The following is a 16,550-nucleotide window of genomic DNA, read 5'->3' as shown; positions in this document are numbered from 1 at the left end:
CTCATAATGGAGGAAGTGGCGGCAGTTCGCCGAGCGGCGTTGGCGGCAGTCGACGATGTCGAGCCTGACCGGCTTCACGAGCGTATCGACGCTCGTCTGGACGACGCGTCGCTGGCGCCCGGCGTCCTGACGCTCGTCAGCGCAGGCGCTACCAGCGACCCCCCGGTCGATCTGACCGACGGCGTCGCGGACCGCGCCGCCGGCGTCCAACTCATCTACGAGGGGCTCTCGCTTACTCGCCAGCTGGCCCGCGACGACCCCTGGGTCAACGGCGACCGCGACACGGCCAATCTTGACATCCTCATCGCGGACATCCTCGTCTCGCGTGGCTTCTACCTGCTCGCCAGGACCGAAGCCGCCGACGCCGCCGTCTCCGTCGTCCGTTCCTTCGGCCACGACCAGACGGTCCGCCGGACCACCGGCGAGGAGAGCCCCGACACCGCGCTCGAAACGGACATTCTGGAACTGGCCGCCGTCGCCGGCGTCACCGCGGCCGGCATCCGACCCACGCCGACACTCCGCGAGTACGCGACCGAACTGGCCGCTGACGGCCTCCCGCCGAACGTCGAGTTGCTCGGTGAGGACGTCGCCGACGCGCTCCGGGCCCGCACCGGGGCCGAACAGCTCTCCGGCGACGGGACCGAGGCCGCCGCCGACCACTGATACGAACCGGCACACCGGCCCCGAATCGAAACGACTTTAGACAATTGCCGGATACACACTGATGCGTGCCTGGGTAGCTTAGCGGTAAAGCGCGTCCTTGGTAAGGACGAGACCCCGGATTCAAATTCCGGCCTAGGCTTCTCACGCGAACTATCTGCGCGGAGTTCCATCTCTGCGCGACTCCCGTGAGCGTGTGACACGGGAGCGGAATTTGAATCCCTGGACGACGACCGTCACGAGGGCCCTCACTCTGGTCAGCTCAGACCATAGCGGCGGTTGCCCTCCCGAAACGGTACCGAAGCGGAACCCTCCGGAACCTCCAGTTCTGATGACCTTTTCCAAAGGGATATGCCGCTGTAAACCTAAGTTTGCATGTGAGTACCACACACGACGAGACGGCAGACGCGGTATCGCAGGACGAGAGCGGCCGCCGCGTGGGTCCCGCTGCTCTGGCGTCTGTCGCGTCCGTCGCCCTGGCGCTGTATTTCTACTACGTCCGCGGCGACAAACAGCGGGGCCAGTTCATCGGTCTCTGGCCCGCGACCATCCTCGGTCTCGCTGCGTACCTCAGGCTCGGCGAAATCAAACGGCTTCTCCAAGAGGGCGCTCACTGAACAGGCGCTGACGCCGGTTTCTGCCGTCGTATCGCGTCGCAACCAGCCGCCGTTCGACCAGCCCCTATCGACACATGCGCTCAACCCTCGCTCAGACCATCACACGCCTCGACCTCGATACCAGAATCCAGTACGGACTGATGCTCCTCTTCGGAGGACTCTGCCTGCTAGCGGCAGTGGCCCCGCTTGGCACTCTCACGAAAGCCGTCGTCGTCTCCGCCCTGTTCGGGTTTACCGGCGGACTCTGGGTGTCACACCTCGTGCAGATAATCCAGCGGACCGCAGAGACGGCTCAGTCCGAGGCCGGCCAATGACAGAAGACGTTACTGAGGACCCGCCAGAGGCTACCGGCTTCCTCGCCGGACTCGAGTTCCTCACCGGTGACGACCCCAGCGCTGGCTCCTTCCTGCTGGTCGTCGGGATGGTCACCTGCGTCTTCATCGCCGCGTTCCAGTTCACCCTGCCGCCCCCGATTTCGACACTTCTCACCGGGCTCGTCCTGGTCATCGCGGTCATCAGCTTCATCATGGGTGCGGTGCTGGATATGCTCGGTTACTTCAACGCGCCGCGGAACCTCGAGCGCTGAGCGCGGAAGTTACCCGCTACCGCTGTGCTGTCGGTCCCCGCTGGCTAGCGGTCCGGTTCCTCGGCGAGCGCCGTCTCGCGCAGTCGCTTGGATTCCTCGTTCTTCGCGGTCAGTTCGGGAACGGGCGTCGGTTCCCCGTCGTCGATGGCGACGAAGGTAGCGTAGGCGCTCGTCGTCTCCTCCGTCTCGCCCGTGTGTGGGTCCTCTCGCGCGACCTCGATGCGGACCCGGACGCTGGTCCGGCCGGTCGCGTAGGCGTATGACTCGATGAGGGCGGTGTCGCCGATGGGAATCGGGCGTTCGAAGTCGACCCGGGACATCTGCGCGGTCACGCAGGACTCTCGGGCGGCCCGCATGGCCGACATCGCCCCGATCTCGTCCATCCACTTCATGACGATTCCGCCGTGGGCGCTCTGGTAGTTGTTGGCGTGGGTCGGCTGGACGCGCTCGCGGTTGACGATGTGCGTGTCGGCGATGGTCGGCATACTCTCCGTAGAGCGTGTCCGGGGAAAACGGTGTGGTGCTCCACGCGACGTAGTTAGCGTCCGCGTACACACGTGCTCGCCGTGACGGGGACCCGCCGGCCAACGAGCGCACTTGCCGGAGTTACCCGGTGAACTGGTGGTATTCGAGGCCCTTGTGTTTCATCTCGTTGTGCTTGCGTTCGAGGAACGAGTAGACGGAGCCATGCGGCGCACCGTCCAGAATCATCTCGGCGGCCTCCCGAACGGCGTCGACCTGCTCGGGCCCGCCGATGATGCCCAGCGTCGACCCGTAGATGACCACGGCCGCGCCGGAGAGTTCCTGCATCAGCTCCCGCGTCCGGCCGCCTTCGCCGATGAGCCGCCCCTTCTGGCGACGGAAGTCGTTCTTGTTGCGGGAGGCGGCCTCGATGTCGATGAGCTCGAACATCATCATGTCGTCGTCGAGCAGCGCCAGCGCGTCGTCGGGCGCGAACCCGCGGCCGATGGCCTTCACGATGTCGGGGCCCTTGAGTGCGGTGACGGGGTCGCCCACGGACTCGACTTTGACCGTGCCGTCCTCGGAATCGATATCCAGCCGGACCTCTGCGCGCTCCTCGATCTCGCGCATGGTCTCACCGCCCTCGCCGATCAGCACACCGATGCGGTCCTGCGGAATCTTCACGTGTTGCATAAGTATACTACCTCGTAGGAGGTTCAGCCTGTTTAAAACTTCGCCAGTCCCGCGACTGACAGATGTTGGGCGTTCCGTCGACGGAAGCGCCCTCAGTCCAGAAATTCGACCCCGGTGATTTCGAACCGCGCTCCGCCCGTGTCGCTGTCGGTGACGAGGATGTCCCAGCCGTGGGCGCCGGCGATGGTCCGGACGATAGAGAGCCCGTAGCCGCTGCCGCCCTCGTCGGTCGTGAAGCCGTGGTCGAACACGTCGTCCTGGATGTCGTGGGGGATGCCGGGGCCGTCGTCCTCGACGTAGAAGCCGTGGTCCAGCGGACCGACGCGGACGATAACGGCGCCGTCGCCGTGTTTGATGGCGTTCTGAAAGAGGTTCTCGAACAGTTCGATGAGCCGGTCGGCGTCGGCGCTCACCGAGCCGATGTCCTCGCAGTGGAGCCTTGCTCGCTCGGTGGTTCCGCTGGCCCCTTCCCAGGCGGTGTCGACGACGTCCTTGACGTCCGTCGTTTCCGGGTCGGTGACGACGTTTCCCTGCCTGGCGACCGAGAGCAGGTCGTCGACCAGACGGGCCATCCTCTCGCTCGTCTCTTCGAGCGCGTCGAGGTGTTCCTCGTCACCGGTTTCCCGAGCCAGTTGCACTCGCGAGGAGATGACGCTGAGCGGGCTCTTCAGGTCGTGGGCGAGGATATCGGTGAACTCCTTGAGCCGGTCGTTCTGGCGTTCGAGCATCTTGTCGTACTGGTGTTTCTCGGTCGTGTCCTGGCTGACTGCGACAAACCCCTCGTCCTCGAGCGGCGAGAGCGAGAGCGTGGCCCAGAACACCGACCCGTCGGCCTTCCGGTGCCAGTGCTGTGTCTCGGCGGGGCCGTCCGCGGCCTCCGATAGCACTGAGTCGACTGTCACCTCCATCTCCCCGGGGTCGGCAAACAGCATGTCGACGTGGTGGCCGACGGTCGCGTCCCGGCCGTAGCCGTACAGCGCCGCAGCCGGGTCAGGCCAGGCCGTGACGATGCCATCGGCGTCGAGCATGAACACCGCATGCGAGGACAGGCCCCCGACGAGCCGCTCGGAGACCCTCTCGGCGTCGTCTTCCGCGGCGTGTTCCGGTCCGCCCGATTTCGAGTTGTCCATCAGGCACGCTCACCAATGCCGCCGCGGTCGCGACCGCTCCGCTACCTGTCCGGTGGGCGTCGCCCGAGTCAAAAATGTAGCGTCGTCCATGCCACATATACCATTTGTAACAGTTCAACTGCTGTGGTTTTCACGCTGCACTGGTTTGTGATGAACCGAGTAACAGCCCCGCTCCGGTCAGCGACCGCCAACTGTCCACCGGCCCAGTGCTCGCCGGCCGCTCACTCGTCGTCGCGGCGGTCAGCCGGCGTCCCCTGTGGCACGGCGTCGTCGTCGCTCCCCGGGGCGGTGTCGTCCTTATCTTTCGGCGTCGCGTATTCACGAACGTACGCGAGCAGGTCCTCCGGCGTGGCGTCGACGCCCTGTCTGGCGAAGAAGTTCGCGACGTTGCGACAGTCCCGTTCCAGAAACTCGTCGGCGTTGGGGTGGTGGATGGTCACCGCCTGCCCGAGGTCGATGATGTACAGCTGTCCCTCGTGGAAGACGATGTTGTACTCCGAGAGGTCGCCGTGGACGAGGCCGGCGTCGTACAGCCGGCGGGTGTACTCCTTGACGACCTCGTAGGCCGTCTCCGGGTTCTCGATGTGGACCTCGCTGAGACGTTTGCTCCGCCCGTCCTCGGTTCCCAGGTACTCCATCACGAGGACGTTCCGCTCGACGGCAATGGGTTCCGGCGTCCGGACGCCGGCCCGCCGGGCGCGTTTGAGGTTCGAGGACTCCTTGCGGACCCACGCGGTTACGACCTTCTTCTTGTCCGAGCCGATGCCCTCGAAGCGGGGGTCGCCATCGAGATAGCCCCGCATGTCCTTGAAGTCGGAGGCGTTGATGCGGTACACCTTGACGGCGACTTCTTTGTCGCCCGAAAGAGCCGTGTAGACGTTGGCCTCCTTGCCGGTCGAGATGGGCCCGCCGAAGGCGTCGATGTGGCCGTCCTGGACGAGCTTGTACAGCGCGCCGTAGGTCGCGTCGTCGAAGACGCTGGCCTCGACCTTGAACTGGTCGGCGTCCTTGATGCGCTCGCGGAACTCGCTGAACTCGCGGTCCCGCTTGCGGGCGATCCGGTCGGCTTCCGTGTCGGAGACGTCGACCTCCTCCCACTCGTCGCCCGGAGAGTCGACGTCGTCCGTGTCGAGCAGGCCGAACTGCCCCTCGGTCACGCTTGTGCCTCCGTCGAGCCCGCGACCACGTACATGTCAGGCTACTCCTGTATGTGTCCCTCCTCGCGCAGTTGGTCGGCGTCCTGTTTCTCGTAGCGCCACGTGATGTCGGCTTTCTCGTCTTGCCAGTCCCAGGGCTCGACGAGAACGACGTCGTCCTCGCGTATCCAGATCCGCTTTTGCATCTTGCCCGGAATCCGGGCTGTGCGTTCGACGCCGTCCATACAGCGTACCTTGACGCGGTTCGCGCCGAGCATGTCCATGACGACGGCGAACACCTCGTCCTCTTCGGGCATCCGCAGGTTCTTTCTGCTGTCGTTGTCGCTCATGGTCGATACTTCGACGGGGAGAGGTTTAAGGTTTGGAAAAGTTGGACCGCGAACGCGGTCTGTGGCCCCCGACACGGTGTGGGACAGACGTTGGGGCCGTATAAAAAAGGGCGCAGCGGCGACGACTCAGTCTGCGCCGAGACAGCCGACCCACGAGCAGTCGGTGCAGGTCTCGATGCCCTTCTCGGTCGTCGTCTCGCCGCGACAGCGCGGACAGACGGAGCCGACGGGCGGGGACTGTGCTTTACTCATCGGTGATGATGTCGGCCGACAGGCCCTGTGCCATCTCGATGTCCTTGGAGTTGTTCAGCGTCCAGGCGGTGCGCTCGGTGACGGCCTCGATGACCTCGCGGCCGCTCGGGAGGCCGTTACCGGACTTCTTGACGCCGCCGAAGGGAAGGTGGACCTCCGCGCCGATACACGGGAGGTTCCCGTAGGAGAGGCCGATTTCTGCCTCGTCGCGGAACCGGTTTATCTGGCGGTAGTCCTCGGAGATGATGGCGCCGGCGAGCCCGTAGTCGACGCTGTTGTGCATCTCCAGTGCGCGGTCGAAGTCTCCGGAGTACTCAAGCAGCGCGACGTGGGGGCCGAACACCTCCTCGTTGATGCAACGCAGGTCCTCGTCGTAGTCGATCTCGTAGACGAACGGGCCGACCCAGTGGCCGTCGTCGTGACCCTCGGGAATCTCCTCGGCGCCGAGTTCGGCGCGGTCGACGAGGACGTTCGCGCCCTCCTCGCGAGCGAGGTCGTTGTAGCGTTTGAACTTCTCGACCTGGTCTCTCTCGATGAGCGGTCCCATGAACGTGTCCTCCTCGAGCGGGTCGCCGACGGCGATGTCCCCGGCGACGTCGACGAACCGCTCCTTGAACTCGTCGTACACGTCCTCGTGGACGATGAGTCGCTCCGAGGAGACACAGCGCTGGCCGGTCGTCTTGAAGCTTGACATCACGGCCGAGTGGACGGCGATGTCGAGGTCGGCTTCCTCCGTGATGACGACGGCGTTCTTGCCACCCATCTCGCAGGCGGCGATCTTGCCGGGTTCGCCGCCGACCTTCGAGGCGATCTTGTGGCCGACCTCGGCGCTCCCGGTGAAAAGCACCGTCTCGACGCGGTCGTCCTCGACGATGGCGTTGCCGGCGTCGCCGTAGCCCTGAACGAGGTTGAACACGCCGTCCGGGATGCCCGAGTCCTCGAACATCTCGGCGATGATGTGGGCACACCACGGGGTCTGCTCGGCGGGCTTCCAGACGACGGTGTTGCCCTCGACAAGCGTCACAGCGAGGTGCCAGAACGGGATGGCGACCGGGAAGTTCCACGGGGTGATACAGCCGACGACGCCCTTCGGTTTGCGCCGCATGTAGGCGTCCTTGCTGGCGATCTCGGAGGGTACCACGTCCCCGTGGGGATGACGGGCGTTGCCAGCGGCCCACTCGACCATGTGCCAGGACTCGGTTACGTCGGCCAGCCCTTCGCTGATCTCCTTGCCACACTCCATGGTGACGATTTCCCCGAGTTCCTCGTGTCGCTCGCGCAGCTCGTGATAGATGTCCCAGAGGTACTCCGCCCGGTCGATGTGCGAGAGCGAGCGCCACTCGTCGTACGCGTCCTCTGCCGCGGCCAGTGCGCGGTCGACGTCGGCCTCGGTGCCGCGGTGGAACGAGGCGAGCGCCTCGCCCGTTGCCGGGTTCTGGCTTGTGAACGTCTCGTCGCCGGTGCCTGTCGTCCATTCACCGTCGATGTAGTGTCGTCGTGAGTCGTCTGTACTCATAGTGTGTACTGTATGCGTCCCCTACCAATATGTTCCACCGTCCATGGTCAGGGGTCCGTCGCGACCTGATATATCACCCGAAACGAGACATTATCTACCATGGTCGGTGTTCCCCTTATCAACCGCACCTTTATCTGCGTCCATATCGTGGCTACCCTTATCACCCCTTCATACGGAGGGCGCCCAGTATGAGCGAAGCACAAACAGAAGACGGCGGACTGCAACTGACGCTGAGCATCTGGCACCCGGACTGCTGGACGCTCGAAGTCACCGACCAGACGGCGGCCGGCCTGCTGGCCCACGGCGTGTACAACACCCAGAACGGCAGCGTCAAGGGGCTGTTTACGGCCTACGCCGACAGCATCAGCGACGTCGAGGACCTCATCGGCGCGACCCGTGACTCGTCGTTGACCGACTCGGTGCTGGAACTGCGCGAGCGACACGGTGCGACCGGGACGGGGTCCTCACCGGGGAACACGACCCGAGAGCTGTTCGTCGAGTACAACCCGGACAACACCATCAGCGACAGCCTTCTCTCGCGGGGATTCATCCACAACGACCCGGTTCGCGTCCGTCACGGTCGCGAGCACTGGCCGGTGTTTTTCCCGGAGTCCCGCGACGAGGCGGAGTCACTCCTCGAAGAGATCCGCGAGGAGCAATCAGCCGATATCGAAGTCACGCGAATCACGTCCGCCGGCGGCGGCAATCCGAAGCAGCTCCGGCGGATGGACCGGCTCTCGGACAGCCAGCGCGAGGCCTTCGAGCTCGCGCGACAGGAAGATTACTACGCGTGGCCGCGCGGCATCTCGACGCGCGAACTCGCGTCGAAGCTTGGGGTTTCGAAGACGACGCTACTTGAACACCTCCGCAAGGCCGAGGCGAAACTACTCGACCCGGACTCCTAGCTCAGGACAGCCCGGACGGCGAACAGCGCGTTCTCCTTGCGTTCGCGGACACGCCGGTAGAAGTACGAGAACCACTTATCGCCGTAGGGGATGTACTGGTAGGTCGGGACGCCCTCGGCAGCGAGCTCGCGCTGGGCGTCGTCGCGGACGCCCATCAGCATCTGGACTTCGTAGTCTGTGCCGTACTCGTCGTGGAGTTCCTTCGCGTGGTCTATCATCGCCGGGTCGTGGCTGCCGACGGCGATGCCGCCCTCGAACTCCTCGAACATCAGTTCGAGACAGTCCCGGTAGGCCTGGTTGACGCGCTCTTTCTTCTTGTACGAGACCTCCTTGGGCTCCGAGTAGGCACCCTTGACCAGTCGGACCTTCCCGGGGAGGGGGGCAAGCCGTTCGAGGTCCTCGGGGGTGCGCTTGAGGTTGGCCTGCGTACAGACGCCGACGCCACCCTCGTGTTCCGTGACGAGTCGCTCGTACGCGTCAAGCGTCACGTCGGTCGTCGTGTAGTCCTCCATGTCGACCCAGACGAAGACCCCGCGGTCGTCGCCCGCCGCGACGATGCGCTCGAGGTTCTCGACGAACGCGTCGTCGCCGACGTCGAGGCCGATCTGCGAGGGCTTGACCGAGACACAGCAGTCGAGCCCGCTGCTATCGATTTCCTCGATCAGCTCGATATACTGGTCGGCGTCTTCGTCGGCGGGCTGGCGCTCGTCGTAGTGTTCGCCTAACAGATTCAGGATGCCCTTGACGTCGTCGTCGTTGAGCGAAGCGACGTGGTCGAGCGCCCCCGGCGCTGTCTCACCGGCGACGAAGTTGTTCGCTATCGGCGGAATCATTACCGAATCTACGCTACTATATCAGCCTAAACGCACCCCCTACCAAAAAAATCACTCTGGAAGCGAGAGAAACAAAGTGGTGGTGAAACGACCCAGCGTATCGCCGTCCCGTGAAAACGTGTGCTCGACCGTGACGTGCGCTGCGCTCGACCCCACCGGATCGATCACTTCGACACGCCCGCTGATGGCGAAGCCGCCGTCGGCGTGAACTGTTTCCAATCGCGCGCACGCATCCGTTCCACAACGGAGGAGCCGCAGGCGAAGACCACGTAGCGCCGGTCGCCGTCGGCGTTGGCGGTGAGTTCGACCACCGTAACCGTCCCCGGCGCACCAGTTATCGGGTCCCCGAACACGGTGTCGTTGACCCCTCGGCGGAGTTCCGGTACGGGCTCGCTCCACTGCGTGGCATCGCTCCCATCGAGCACAATCCGCGTCGGGTCTCCCGTGTACGTGTCTGTTAAAATACCGTTTCACGGCCGTAGCGGTGCGTTTCGCGGCGAACGCGTTTCAGAAGTGTTAATCTACGGCTTCCCATACACCGGGCAGAACCTGGAACCTACCATGGACGGGGACACGGTTATACAGGGACTTACAAAAAAGGATATCAGTATACCATGAACGAGCATGACACGCGTTCGATTGACAGGCGAAGCGTAATCAAAGCCGCCGCCAGCGCCGGACTCGTCGGCCTCGCCGGCTGTTCCGGCGGTGCTCCCGAAGACAGTGGTGGGAGCGACGGTGGCGACGGCGGCGACGGCGGCGATGGCGGCGATGGCGGCGATGGCGAATCGACGGATTCCTCGACGGACTCCGGGTCAGAAACCTACACTATCGGGATGGTAGACAGCCTCTCCGGCTCGCTGTCCGCGTTCGGCCAGCGGAACCAGCGCGGGAAGGAGATCGCGCTCGACGACGTCAACGCCGTCGGCGTCGGCGGCGGCGAACTGGCTATCTCACAGCAGGACGACCAGAGCACAAGTCAGGGTGGGGTCAGCGCGGCCCAGACCCTGGTCAACCAGGAAGGGGTCCCGCTGCTCATCGGGACCGTCGGGAGCGGTGTCAGCACGGCCATCCACGAGAGCGTCGTCCAGAACACGGACGTCGTCCAGATCAGTCAGAACAGCACCAGCCCGAACCTGACGAACTTCCCGGACCTGCTCCGGATGCCGCCGGCCGGCAAGGCACAGGCGGAGGCGATCTCCACGCTCCTCGACGAGGACGGCAACGAGTCCGCCGCCCTGGCCTGGATTAACAACGATTACGGCCAGTCTGTCGGCGAGGCCTTCATCGAGGCATTCGACGGGGACATCGTCTACAACGAACCCCACGACCAGGGCCAGTCCTCCTACAGCAGCACCATCTCCTCGATGTCTAACACAGACGCCGACGCGTGGGTGTTCATCACCTACCAGCCGGAGTTCGCGACGATGTCCCAGGAGGCGTTCGACCTCGGTGTCACAGACCAGGCCGCCTGGTACGGCGGTGACAGCGTCAAGGGACCGAAAGTCCTCGAATCGGCTCCAGAGGGCAGTCTCGACGGGATGAAGGCCGTGGTCCCGAGCGTCCCGCAGGACGCCGAGAACTACCAGGCGTTCGTCTCGGAGTTCGAAGAGCGCTTCGGCGAGGAACCCACGTCGTGGTCGGCCTACGCCTACGACGCGGTGGTCGTCAGCGCACTCGCTATCGAGGCCGCAGACGAGTTCACGGGCTCGGCGCTCAGTGAAGTGGTTCGGGACGTGACGCGACCCGAGGGTGAGGAGGCGACCTCATACGAGGCCGCCCACGAGATTCTGGCCAACGGTGGCTCGCCGTCGGACGTGGACTACACCGGCGTGAGCGGTCCTATCGACCTCGACGAGAACGGCGACCCGGTCGGGCTGCTGCAGGTGTTCGAAGTCGTGGACCACGCGTACGAATCCGGCGGCTTCATCGAGGGCTGAGGCGGCCACAACCCTTTCACATTTTCACCAATGGCGCAGATATTACAGTACCTGGCAAACGGGCTCGTTTTCAGTAGTATCATCATCCTCGGGAGTATCGGGCTCTCGCTGGTCTACAGCATCGCCGACTTCGCGAACTTCGCACACGGCGATACGATGACGCTGGGTGCCTACGGGGCATTCGTCGCGTTCGGCGTTCTGGGCGGCCTCGGCGGCACCGTTCTCGGTCTCCCGATCGGGTTCTTCATGTCCCTGGCAGTCGGGATGGCGCTTGCGGCCGTCGTCGCCGTCCTGACCCATATTTTCGTGTACAAGCCCCTCGATACGGACTCAATCGGGCTCCTCATCACGAGCATCGGCGTGGCGTTCGTCTACCGCGCGGTGCTACAGGCGTCCTTCGGGACAGACTTCCTTCAGTACGACATCAGGCGCAGCGGACCGATTCCGCTGCTTTTGGACACGCTCGACGTCGCAGTGACACAGCGAGACGTCGCGATAATCGTCAGCGCGGCGGTGCTCGTCGTCGCCTTGCACCTGCTGCTCCAGCGGACGACGCTGGGACGGAAGATGCGTGCGACGGCTGACAACCCCGACCTCGCACGCGTGAGCGGCATCCGAACCGACCGCGTCATCCTCGTGATGTGGGTCGTCGGGAGCGCCCTGGCCGCCGCCGGCGGCGTCTTCCTCGCGCTGTACAGCCAGCTCGACCCGCGAATCGGGTTCAACATCCTGCTGGTCGTGTTCGCCGCGGTCATCCTCGGCGGTATCGGTTCGGTGTACGGCGCGATGCTCGGTGGACTCCTCATCGGGATGCTCCACGAGCTGACACCGCTGCTCGGTGATATCGGGCTCCCGGTCAGTAACGCATACGCGCCGGCTGTCGCGTTCGTCATCATGGTCGCGGTCCTGCTTGTCAGGCCCCGCGGCATCGCGGGTGATGCGACATGAGCACGCTCGATGTCGGTGCGTTCTCGGCCCGGGAGAAAGGCGTCGCAGGGCTGCTCGCCGCCCTCGCCGCATTCCTCCTCCTGGCGGTCGTCACCGGCTTCCTCGCCCCGGCGTACCTGCTGTTTCTCATCGGGCTGTCGGCGATGTACATGCTCCTCTCGATGGGGCTGAACGTCCAGTGGGGCTACGGTGGTATGATCAACTTCAGCGTCGCGGCCTTCTTCGGCCTCGGCGCGTACGGGACCGCGCTGCTGACGGCGTCCGGCTCGCCGATATCCGGCGGCGTCAGCCCCGTTGTCGCGCTGTTCGGTGGCCTCGGTCTTGCCGCAGTACTCGCAGTGATTATCGGGTATCCGACGCTGAAACTCCGCGATGACTACCTCGCTATCGCGTCGCTGGGGCTCGCAGAGGTCGTGCGCATCTTCATCCTCAACGAATCACAGTGGACGGCGGGCAGCGCCGGCCTGACCGGTATCCCGCTGTTTTTCTCCGACTGGCCAGTGCTCGGCGGCCTGACGTACCCATACATCTTCTATGTGGGCGGGACGCCGGTGTTCAACATGAGTCAGTCTGTCGTCACCAGCCTGCTGAACGTCGTGCTCGTCACGGTGATCGTCGCGGCCGTCTACCTGTTCCTCCGCCGCATCCACCGGTCGCCGTGGGGCCGCGTTCTGCGGACGATCCGGACCGACGAGGACCTCGCGGAGACGCTGGGCAAGAACACGTTCGCGTTCAAGATGCAGGCCTTCGTCATCGGGAGCCTCATCATGGCGCTTGCGGGCGTGTTCTACTCCCACCTCGTGCTGTTCGTCAGCCCACAGGACCTCCAGCCGATCACGACCTTCTACGTCTGGGTCGCCGTCATCCTCGGCGGCACCGGCAGCGACCGCGGCGCGATGCTGGGCGGGTTCACCATCGTCGCCATCCAGCAGGGGACGCGCTTCATGACCGACACCGGGCTGCTACCTATCGGCGCTGCCCCGCTTCGGCTCATGCTGGTCGGCCTCCTCATCATCTTCATCGTCAGGCTCCGCCCGGAGGGGATTCTCCCACCGGAGCGCGAACTCATCTGGCCCGACTCGCTGGGCGGTGGTCGCGATGAGTGAGCAGTCGCTCGTCTCCGACGGCCCCGTCCTCGGGAAGGAAGACCCGGTCCTGCGCGCCGAGGGGCTGGAGAAGCGCTTTGGCGGCCTCGTGGCGACGGACGATGCCTCCATCGAGGTCGAACGCGGCACGATAACGGGCCTCATCGGCCCGAACGGGGCCGGCAAGTCGACCCTTTTCAACCTCGTGTCGGGCTTCTACGAACCCGATGCGGGGTCCGTCTCGGTCAACGGCGTCGACGTGACCGGCCGGAAGCCCCACGAGATTGCCGACCAGGGGATGATACGGACGTTCCAGACGCCGCGCAAACCGGAGGGGATGACCGTCCGGGAGGCGCTCCTGGTGGGCCCGCACGACCAGACTGGGGAGTCGATCATTCCGCTGTTCACCTCGGGTAGCACCGTCGAACAGGAGGAACGGCGCTCGCTGGAACAGGCCCAGGAGATGCTCGAGCGGTTCGAGATCGGCGACCTGGCCACCCAGCCCGCGACGGACCTCTCCGGCGGGCAGATGAAACTGGTCGAACTGGCCCGCGGGATGATGGCCGAACCCGACCTGCTCCTGCTCGACGAGCCCGTCGCCGGCGTGAACCCCGTGCTGGCCGACAAACTGGCCGGGTTCATCGAGGAACTCAACGAGGAGGGCATCACCTTCCTCATCATCGAACACGACATGAACTTCATCATGCGGCTGGCCGATCCGATTATCGTCCTCAATCAGGGGAGTGTCCTCGTCGAGGGGCCGCCCGAGGCGGTCCGGAGCGACGAGCGCGTCATCGACGCCTACCTGGGAGGGCCGTCGGAATGACCGACCCCATCCTCACCGTCGACGGCGTCGACAGCGGCTACGGCGAGGTGCAGGTGCTCGACGACCTCTCCCTGACGCTCGGGGAGGGAGAGATCGCCTGCCTCGTCGGCCCGAACGGGGCCGGCAAGTCCACCGTCCTCAAGACGGTGTTCGGGATGCTGACGCCGTGGACCGGTTCCGTCCGTCTGGGTGACCGCGAGATCGGCGGGATGGCCCCCGAGGACATCGTCCGCATCGGCGTCGGCTACGTCCCACAGACCGAGAACGTGTTCGGCTCGCTGACCATCGACGAGAACCTCCGGATGGGCGGGGTCGCCCGCGACGGCGGCCTCGACGAGGTCGTCGCCGAACTGTACGACCGGTTCCCCATCCTCGACGACAAGCGCACCGCGAACGCGAAGACGCTCTCGGGCGGCCAGCGGCAGGTGCTGGCCTTCGCTCGCGCGCTCGTGATGGAGCCCGACGTGTTGCTCATCGACGAGCCAAGCGCCGGGCTGGCACCGAACACCGCCAAGGAGGTGTTCGACGACGTGGAGACGGTCAACGAACTCGGCACGTCGATCCTCATGGTCGAGCAGAACGCCCGCGAGGGGCTGGGCATCTCCGACCGCGGGTTCGTCCTCGACCAGGGGACGGTCAAGTTCGAGGGCGAGGCCGACTCGCTGCTCGACGACCCCGAGGTGTCCCGGCTGTATCTCGGCGGCGAATCGCGCCGCTGAGACCTTTTCTGCCCCATCGGTCGCCTCATCCGCGGAGCCGCGACGACGGCGCTTCCCGAGAGGACAAGGCAACACAGAAAAGCCCCCCTTGCATACCGCCTGCCAATGACTGTGACGCTGCCGACCGAGGCCGACGACTGGGCCGCCGCGTGGCGCGACCGGATCAACGACCGGTCCGAGTTCGCCGAGCGAGCCGACGGCTTCACCGCCGCGTTCTGCTTCGAGATCCGCACCGACGACGCCTACACCGGCGAGCCGATACAGTTCTCCGTCGTCATCGAGGACGGCGTCTGCACCGCCGCCAGAACGGCTTCGGACCCCGAGTACGACTTCGCGTTCCGTGGCCCCTACAGCGACTGGGTCACCATGTTGCAGGGCGAGCTGGACATCTCCGCCGCCGCGATGGACGGGACCTTCGACGTCGAGGGCGACACGATGTGGCTGCTTCGCCGCCAGGACACCATCGCCGAGATGGTCGCGGCGGCACAGAACGTCGACACCGAGTTCGAGCACTGACCGACGGGCTTTTGTCCGCCCGCCGGACCAACACGGGTATGCTCGATAAACTCGGTGCGGTTGGTATCGCCGGCATCGTCGTCTTGCTCGCCGGCATCGGTCTGGTCGCGTGGCAGGCACCCATCGTCGCCGCCGGCATCGCCCTGGTCGTCGGCGGCCTCGGGCTGGTCGTCTACGGCCTCGTCACGACCCTCCTGGGGGCGTTCGGGCTCGGCGGCGGGATGGGCGGCATGGGTGGCGGCGGGATGGGCGGCGGTGGCGGCGGCATGCCCTGACACGGGCGCAACTAACAGGCGGTGTCCGCGGCGACGTCGAACTCGAACCGCGCACCGCCCTGTTCCCCTGCTGTGACACGCACTGTCCAGCCGTGGGCTTCGGCGATTGCCCTGACGATATAGAGCCCGAAGCCGGTCCCGTCGGCCGCCCGCGACGCGCCCGGCTCGAACACCCACTCCCGTTCGTCGGGGTCGATTCCCCGGCCGTCGTCCTCGACCGCGAAGCCCTCGGGCGTCGGCACCACGCGAACTGCCACGCCGGGAGTGTCGGCGTCGCTTCCCTCGTCAGACGGGCACTCGTCGCGTTCAGGACCGTGTGTCACCGCGTTGGCGAAGACGTTCTCGAACAGTCGGAGCAGTCGCTCTATGTCGGCCTCGACCAGTATCGACGGCAGCGGTTCAAGCACTGCATTGCCGGTCTCGACGTGGTTCCACGCCGTTGTTGCCGCGTCGGCGATATCGATGGTCTGTTCGTCCACCGCCAACGCCCCTTCCCTGGTCGCGGTCCGCATGTCGTCGATGATTGCCTCTAACCGCCCCAGCCCGTCTCTGGCGGCTTCGATGCGTTCGGCCGACAGCTCTCGGGCAGCGAGTTCGAGGTGGCCGCTGGTGACGGCAAGCGGCGTCCGCAGGTCGTGTGCCAGGAGGTCGGCGAACTCCGTGAGCCGCTCGTTCTGTCGCTGGAGATGCCACTCCCGCTCGAGCCGGTCGGTGATGTCGCGGCCGACACCGCTGAACCCCTGGACTGTGCCGTCGTCTGCCGTGAGGAGCCGGCCGCTGAGCTCGAAGGTGACCACCCCTTCCGTCGTCTCGGCCCGCGCTTCGACGGTCGTCTGCCCCGAATCGAACATCTCCTCGATAGCGGCTTCGACGGCTGGACGGTCGTCCTCGACGAAGAACTCGGGCGGGTCCGCGCCGGACAGGTCGCCGTCTGTCATGTCGAACAGTTCGTTCAGCCGGGCGTTCCAGTAGGCGAGCTGGCCGTCCGCGTCGTAGACGTAGAAGACATCGTCGACCGTCTCGAGCGCGGCCGCCAGAACACGACACCGGTCTTCCATGCGACAGAGAGGCACTCGAAGGGCATAACTGCTCAGTACAGAT

The 16,550-nt window shown here is 65.3% G+C and carries 22 protein-coding genes and 1 tRNA gene; 13 read left to right on the top strand and 10 right to left on the bottom strand.

The window, feature by feature from the left end; all coding sequences use genetic code 11:
- Positions 1-6: 6 nt before the first annotated feature.
- From KZ498_RS02880 to KZ498_RS02860, 5 genes are all read left to right on the top strand, one after another.
- Positions 7-663, top strand: a complete 657-nt coding sequence (locus KZ498_RS02880) for a hypothetical protein (RefSeq protein ID WP_312616660.1) — start codon at positions 7-9, stop codon at positions 661-663.
- 67 nt (positions 664-730) lie between these two features.
- Positions 731-802, top strand: a tRNA-Thr gene (locus KZ498_RS02875).
- A 235-nt stretch (positions 803-1,037) separates the two neighbouring features.
- Positions 1,038-1,277, top strand: coding sequence for a hypothetical protein (locus tag KZ498_RS02870; RefSeq protein ID WP_312616659.1), 240 nt, complete (start codon positions 1,038-1,040; stop codon positions 1,275-1,277).
- Between the two features lie 74 nt (positions 1,278-1,351).
- Positions 1,352-1,591, top strand: a complete 240-nt coding sequence (locus KZ498_RS02865) for a hypothetical protein (RefSeq protein WP_312616658.1) — start codon at positions 1,352-1,354, stop codon at positions 1,589-1,591.
- The gene (locus KZ498_RS02860) at positions 1,588-1,863 is read left to right on the top strand and encodes a hypothetical protein (protein WP_312616657.1); all 276 of its coding nucleotides are present in this window, start codon (positions 1,588-1,590) and stop codon (positions 1,861-1,863) included. The genes KZ498_RS02865 and KZ498_RS02860 overlap by 4 nt, the downstream gene beginning before the upstream one ends.
- Before the next feature lie 44 nt (positions 1,864-1,907).
- On the opposite strand, the gene KZ498_RS02855 is transcribed toward KZ498_RS02860, so the two are convergent.
- From KZ498_RS02855 to KZ498_RS02825, 7 genes are all read right to left on the bottom strand, one after another.
- Positions 1,908-2,348 (bottom strand): acyl-CoA thioesterase, encoded by a 441-nt coding sequence (locus KZ498_RS02855; RefSeq protein ID WP_312616656.1) that lies wholly within the window; start codon positions 2,346-2,348, stop codon positions 1,908-1,910.
- Positions 2,349-2,469: 121 nt separating this feature from the next.
- Entirely contained in the window at positions 2,470-3,018 is a 549-nt protein-coding gene (locus KZ498_RS02850) for a pre-rRNA-processing protein PNO1 (protein WP_004516100.1), read from the bottom strand.
- Positions 3,019-3,110: 92 nt separating this feature from the next.
- Positions 3,111-4,148: a PAS domain-containing sensor histidine kinase gene (locus KZ498_RS02845; protein WP_312616653.1), complete on the bottom strand. Its 1,038-nt coding sequence runs from the start codon at positions 4,146-4,148 to the stop codon at positions 3,111-3,113.
- 221 nt (positions 4,149-4,369) lie between these two features.
- Positions 4,370-5,305: a serine/threonine-protein kinase Rio1 gene (rio1, locus tag KZ498_RS02840; protein WP_312616651.1), complete on the bottom strand. Its 936-nt coding sequence runs from the start codon at positions 5,303-5,305 to the stop codon at positions 4,370-4,372.
- Positions 5,306-5,346: 41 nt separating this feature from the next.
- A complete protein-coding gene (gene eif1A / locus KZ498_RS02835; RefSeq protein ID WP_004516096.1) occupies positions 5,347-5,634 on the bottom strand; it encodes a translation initiation factor eIF-1A in 288 nt (95 codons plus the stop codon).
- A 126-nt stretch (positions 5,635-5,760) separates the two neighbouring features.
- The gene (locus KZ498_RS02830; protein WP_312616648.1) at positions 5,761-5,886 is read right to left on the bottom strand and encodes a hypothetical protein; all 126 of its coding nucleotides are present in this window, start codon (positions 5,884-5,886) and stop codon (positions 5,761-5,763) included.
- On the bottom strand, positions 5,879-7,402 hold the full coding sequence (locus tag KZ498_RS02825) for an aldehyde dehydrogenase family protein (protein ID WP_312616646.1): 1,524 nt from the start codon (positions 7,400-7,402) through the stop codon (positions 5,879-5,881). Before KZ498_RS02825 ends, KZ498_RS02830 begins: the two co-directional genes overlap by 8 nt.
- A gap of 188 nt (positions 7,403-7,590) precedes the next feature.
- Between KZ498_RS02825 and KZ498_RS02820 the strand changes: the two genes are divergently transcribed.
- Positions 7,591-8,307 (top strand): helix-turn-helix domain-containing protein, encoded by a 717-nt coding sequence (locus tag KZ498_RS02820; protein ID WP_312616644.1) that lies wholly within the window; start codon positions 7,591-7,593, stop codon positions 8,305-8,307.
- On the opposite strand, the gene KZ498_RS02815 is transcribed toward KZ498_RS02820, so the two are convergent.
- A complete protein-coding gene (locus tag KZ498_RS02815; RefSeq protein ID WP_312616642.1) occupies positions 8,304-9,140 on the bottom strand; it encodes a proline dehydrogenase family protein in 837 nt (278 codons plus the stop codon). The two genes, KZ498_RS02820 and KZ498_RS02815, sit on opposite strands and share 4 nt — an antisense overlap.
- Before the next feature lie 164 nt (positions 9,141-9,304).
- Positions 9,305-9,565, bottom strand: a complete 261-nt coding sequence (locus tag KZ498_RS02810; RefSeq protein WP_312616641.1) for a hypothetical protein — start codon at positions 9,563-9,565, stop codon at positions 9,305-9,307.
- 189 nt (positions 9,566-9,754) lie between these two features.
- On the opposite strand from KZ498_RS02810, the gene KZ498_RS02805 reads away from it, so the two are divergent.
- The 7 genes from KZ498_RS02805 to KZ498_RS02775 all read left to right on the top strand — a co-directional run bounded on the left by KZ498_RS02805 (position 9,755) and on the right by KZ498_RS02775 (position 15,449).
- On the top strand, positions 9,755-11,080 hold the full coding sequence (locus tag KZ498_RS02805; RefSeq protein ID WP_312616639.1) for an ABC transporter substrate-binding protein: 1,326 nt from the start codon (positions 9,755-9,757) through the stop codon (positions 11,078-11,080).
- A gap of 30 nt (positions 11,081-11,110) precedes the next feature.
- Positions 11,111-12,028 carry a branched-chain amino acid ABC transporter permease gene (locus KZ498_RS02800; RefSeq protein WP_312616637.1) on the top strand — a complete coding sequence of 306 codons (918 nt, stop codon included), beginning with the start codon at positions 11,111-11,113 and terminating at the stop codon, positions 12,026-12,028.
- A complete protein-coding gene (locus KZ498_RS02795; RefSeq protein WP_312616635.1) occupies positions 12,025-13,134 on the top strand; it encodes a branched-chain amino acid ABC transporter permease in 1,110 nt (369 codons plus the stop codon). The genes KZ498_RS02800 and KZ498_RS02795 overlap by 4 nt, the downstream gene beginning before the upstream one ends.
- Entirely contained in the window at positions 13,127-13,939 is an 813-nt protein-coding gene (locus KZ498_RS02790; RefSeq protein ID WP_312616633.1) for an ABC transporter ATP-binding protein, read from the top strand. Before KZ498_RS02795 ends, KZ498_RS02790 begins: the two co-directional genes overlap by 8 nt.
- Positions 13,936-14,658, top strand: coding sequence for an ABC transporter ATP-binding protein (locus KZ498_RS02785; RefSeq protein ID WP_312616631.1), 723 nt, complete (start codon positions 13,936-13,938; stop codon positions 14,656-14,658). Before KZ498_RS02790 ends, KZ498_RS02785 begins: the two co-directional genes overlap by 4 nt.
- Positions 14,659-14,763: 105 nt before the next feature.
- Positions 14,764-15,174 carry an SCP2 sterol-binding domain-containing protein gene (locus KZ498_RS02780; protein WP_312616630.1) on the top strand — a complete coding sequence of 137 codons (411 nt, stop codon included), beginning with the start codon at positions 14,764-14,766 and terminating at the stop codon, positions 15,172-15,174.
- A gap of 38 nt (positions 15,175-15,212) precedes the next feature.
- Positions 15,213-15,449, top strand: a complete 237-nt coding sequence (locus KZ498_RS02775) for a hypothetical protein (protein WP_137683516.1) — start codon at positions 15,213-15,215, stop codon at positions 15,447-15,449.
- Positions 15,450-15,460: 11 nt separating this feature from the next.
- Here KZ498_RS02775 and KZ498_RS02770 read toward each other — a convergent pair whose 3' ends face one another.
- Positions 15,461-16,507 (bottom strand): PAS domain-containing sensor histidine kinase, encoded by a 1,047-nt coding sequence (locus KZ498_RS02770; RefSeq protein ID WP_312616625.1) that lies wholly within the window; start codon positions 16,505-16,507, stop codon positions 15,461-15,463.
- Positions 16,508-16,550: the final 43 nt, after the last annotated feature.

It is taken from the genome of Haloarcula sp. 1CSR25-25, assembly GCF_032027985.1.
Classification (GTDB): Archaea; Halobacteriota; Halobacteria; order Halobacteriales; family Haloarculaceae; genus Haloarcula.
This window is presented reverse-complemented; position numbering and strand designations above follow the sequence as displayed.

Excerpts from the sequence above, each read along its gene's own strand:
- KZ498_RS02880 (WP_312616660.1), top strand. The coding sequence starts at position 7 with ATGGAGGAAGTGGCGGCAGTTCGCCGAGCGGCGTTGGCGGCAGTCGAC.
- KZ498_RS02865 (WP_312616658.1), top strand. The coding sequence starts at position 1,352 with ATGCGCTCAACCCTCGCTCAGACCATCACACGCCTCGACCTCGATACC.
- KZ498_RS02860 (WP_312616657.1), top strand. The coding sequence starts at position 1,588 with ATGACAGAAGACGTTACTGAGGACCCGCCAGAGGCTACCGGCTTCCTC.
- KZ498_RS02855 (WP_312616656.1), bottom strand. The coding sequence starts at position 2,348 with ATGCCGACCATCGCCGACACGCACATCGTCAACCGCGAGCGCGTCCAG.
- KZ498_RS02850 (WP_004516100.1), bottom strand. The coding sequence starts at position 3,018 with ATGCAACACGTGAAGATTCCGCAGGACCGCATCGGTGTGCTGATCGGC.
- KZ498_RS02845 (WP_312616653.1), bottom strand. The coding sequence starts at position 4,148 with ATGGACAACTCGAAATCGGGCGGACCGGAACACGCCGCGGAAGACGAC.
- eif1A (WP_004516096.1), bottom strand. The coding sequence starts at position 5,634 with ATGAGCGACAACGACAGCAGAAAGAACCTGCGGATGCCCGAAGAGGAC.
- KZ498_RS02830 (WP_312616648.1), bottom strand. The coding sequence starts at position 5,886 with ATGAGTAAAGCACAGTCCCCGCCCGTCGGCTCCGTCTGTCCGCGCTGT.
- KZ498_RS02825 (WP_312616646.1), bottom strand. The coding sequence starts at position 7,402 with ATGAGTACAGACGACTCACGACGACACTACATCGACGGTGAATGGACG.
- KZ498_RS02820 (WP_312616644.1), top strand. The coding sequence starts at position 7,591 with ATGAGCGAAGCACAAACAGAAGACGGCGGACTGCAACTGACGCTGAGC.
- KZ498_RS02815 (WP_312616642.1), bottom strand. The coding sequence starts at position 9,140 with ATGATTCCGCCGATAGCGAACAACTTCGTCGCCGGTGAGACAGCGCCG.
- KZ498_RS02805 (WP_312616639.1), top strand. The coding sequence starts at position 9,755 with ATGAACGAGCATGACACGCGTTCGATTGACAGGCGAAGCGTAATCAAA.
- KZ498_RS02800 (WP_312616637.1), top strand. The coding sequence starts at position 11,111 with ATGGCGCAGATATTACAGTACCTGGCAAACGGGCTCGTTTTCAGTAGT.
- KZ498_RS02795 (WP_312616635.1), top strand. The coding sequence starts at position 12,025 with ATGAGCACGCTCGATGTCGGTGCGTTCTCGGCCCGGGAGAAAGGCGTC.
- KZ498_RS02790 (WP_312616633.1), top strand. The coding sequence starts at position 13,127 with ATGAGTGAGCAGTCGCTCGTCTCCGACGGCCCCGTCCTCGGGAAGGAA.
- KZ498_RS02785 (WP_312616631.1), top strand. The coding sequence starts at position 13,936 with ATGACCGACCCCATCCTCACCGTCGACGGCGTCGACAGCGGCTACGGC.
- KZ498_RS02780 (WP_312616630.1), top strand. The coding sequence starts at position 14,764 with ATGACTGTGACGCTGCCGACCGAGGCCGACGACTGGGCCGCCGCGTGG.
- KZ498_RS02775 (WP_137683516.1), top strand. The coding sequence starts at position 15,213 with ATGCTCGATAAACTCGGTGCGGTTGGTATCGCCGGCATCGTCGTCTTG.
- KZ498_RS02770 (WP_312616625.1), bottom strand. The coding sequence starts at position 16,507 with ATGGAAGACCGGTGTCGTGTTCTGGCGGCCGCGCTCGAGACGGTCGAC.